Source organism: Agromyces sp. NPDC029043, from assembly GCF_055564615.1.
On the sequence record NZ_JBVHVX010000056.1, the window covers coordinates 1 to 2114 of the forward strand.

The 2114-nt window shown below is 64.8% G+C and carries 4 protein-coding genes; 2 read left to right on the forward strand and 2 right to left on the reverse strand.

The genetic code is table 11. From position 1 onward, the window contains the following. Window positions 1-324: integrase core domain-containing protein (locus ACZ4TW_RS23925; RefSeq protein WP_465547006.1), on the forward strand; the 324-nt coding region annotated here is incomplete at its 5' end. Between the two features lie 114 nt (window positions 325-438). Here ACZ4TW_RS23925 and ACZ4TW_RS23930 read toward each other — a convergent pair. Next, on the reverse strand, window positions 439-756 hold the full coding sequence (locus tag ACZ4TW_RS23930; RefSeq protein WP_010844644.1) for a hypothetical protein: 318 nt from the start codon (window positions 754-756) through the stop codon (window positions 439-441). Window positions 757-991: 235 nt separating this feature from the next. On the opposite strand from ACZ4TW_RS23930, the gene ACZ4TW_RS23935 reads away from it, so the two are divergent. Next, a complete protein-coding gene (locus ACZ4TW_RS23935; RefSeq protein ID WP_006357618.1) occupies window positions 992-1942 on the forward strand; it encodes a M56 family metallopeptidase in 951 nt (316 codons plus the stop codon). Between the two features lie 28 nt (window positions 1943-1970). On the opposite strand, the gene ACZ4TW_RS23940 is transcribed toward ACZ4TW_RS23935, so the two are convergent. Continuing rightward, window positions 1971-2114, reverse strand: a 144-nt coding sequence (locus tag ACZ4TW_RS23940) for a DUF305 domain-containing protein (RefSeq protein WP_465546917.1), incomplete at its 5' end; no start/stop codon positions are given.

Here is a 2114-nt window from a genome sequence, read left to right on the forward strand (position 1 = left end):
TCGGTGGCCGGCACCATCCTGCACAGCGACAGGGGCAGCCAGTACACCAGCCACGACATGGCCGCAGCATGTAGCACGCACCGCTTGCTGCGCTCAATGGGCGCGACAGGGATCTGCTGGGACAACGCCGGCGCCGAATCGCTGTGGTCAACTGTCAAGCACGAATACTACAAGCGGCACGCGTTCACCACGTACACGAATCTTACTGCAGGACTTGATAATTACATCCGTTTCTACAATCATGACAGGAGGCACAGTTCGCTGGGAATGATCTCGCCTATTGATTTCGAGATCAAGTCACTGACCAGTCAGCAATCAAGCTAACCGTGTCCACTTTTTCGGGGGAACCCCAGACTGAGTTCGGGCGTGGGTGGTGTGGTGATCGGGGTGGTGGCGAGACCGGGTAGGAGCCGCCCTAACCCTCTGGGGGTGTCGTGGTCACGACTTCTGGATGGGGGTGGAAGGCTGTGAAGGCTTTTGGCCGCAATGCTTTTGGAGGACGAGGGAGATGAGGACGTTGCCGAGGTGGTGACGTGCCCCGGAGAGGTCGCCGATCGCAGCGAGGTGGCGGACGAGACCGATGTGTGCGGCGAGGTGGCGGCGTCGGTTCGAGGTGACGCTGAGGTGGTGGGCGCGGTGGAAAAACTGGTGGGTCGAGTATGGCGTGGGTGCTCGGTAGACGTCTCGCATGGCATGCAGATACTGACGACGGTGGTCGTCGGGGGGCGAGTGCGTCTCCTTCGGGTTCTCGGTCACGGCGCATTCCTCGGACTGGTACGCGCAGGCCGGGTCAACCCGCGTCAACTAACTACTATAAAACCTAGTAATTGGCGGCGCGGTCGGTGCCTGAGTTGCGGCGTCACCGACGAACTTCTGGGGCATACTGGCTGGTGGTGCAGGTGGTGGGTCGCCGGGAAGGTGTGTTGAGTGTGGGTCTCAGCGAGCTGACGGCGGGGCGTCGAGGATCGAGGCGAACGATGGGTGAGCATCCATGAGTGCAGCGGTGGTGTTAGTTGTTGCCGCGGGTGTGCTGGGCTGGTTGTGGCCTCGATGGATGGTTCGGGTGCAGGGCCGTATCGATGCTCGTTGGGTGTTGGTGGCCTGGCCGGCCGCGCAGGTCGTGTTTGCGATGTTGTGGGTGGGAGCTGTTGTGACGCTGGCGGTTCCCGGCCATTTCGGCATCCATTCGTTGTCCGAGGTGGTGTCGTGTCTGCGGGTGTTGTCACACGGCGCATCCCCGCGGGTGGAGGCGATCTCCGGTGGCGTGCTGGCGGTGGTGACCGGGGCAGCGATTGTCCGAGCGGTGACGATCGCGGTGCGATCGGCGGTGCGGATGCGTGGTGCTCGTGAGGAGTATCTGCAGTCGTTGCGGTTGGTGGGCGCCCGCAGTGAGCGCTATCCCGACGTGTGGTGGCTCGCCGACGGGCGGCCGATGGCGTTTTGTCTGCCGGGTAAGGATGCCGGGATCGCCGCCACGACTGGGTTACAGGCGGCGTTGTCCGGTGAGGAACTCGATGCCGTCGTTGCCCATGAGCGCGCGCACCGGCGGCAACGTCATCACACCGTGGTGTTGGCGGCCCGCGCTCTCGGGCGTGCGTTTCCGCTGATTCCGTTGTTCAGCCGCGCGGGCCGTGAGGTCGCCGGCTTGGTCGAGCAAGCCGCCGATGCCCGCGCCGCCCAGCTGGTGGGTGCGCGGGCGGTCTGCTCGGCGTTGGGAACGTTGGCCCGTTCGGGGCCCGTGGCGGGCCCGGTGGGTGTGTTGTCGATCAGCGATTCGTCGTCCGTGGGGCCTCGGTTGAGCCGCTTGGACTCCGGTCACCGGTGCCGGTCGCGGCGTCATCATGTGGGTGCCGCCGCGGCGGTGGCTGGTGTGGTGGCGGTACCGACCACGCTGGCGGCATCCGGTGTCGTCGCGGCGATGGTGATCGCGATGTGTGTGTAGCCGAGGCAAACCCGGGCGGGTCGGGCCGCTAGGGGTTGTTGAGAAGCTGCTGCATCCTGGCGATTTCACTTTCCTGGTCAGTGACGATCTGGCGTGCCAGCGCGATCGCCTCGGGCGATTGGCCGTCTTGAATCTCGGTCTTGGCCATGGCGATGGCGCCGCGGTGGTGTTC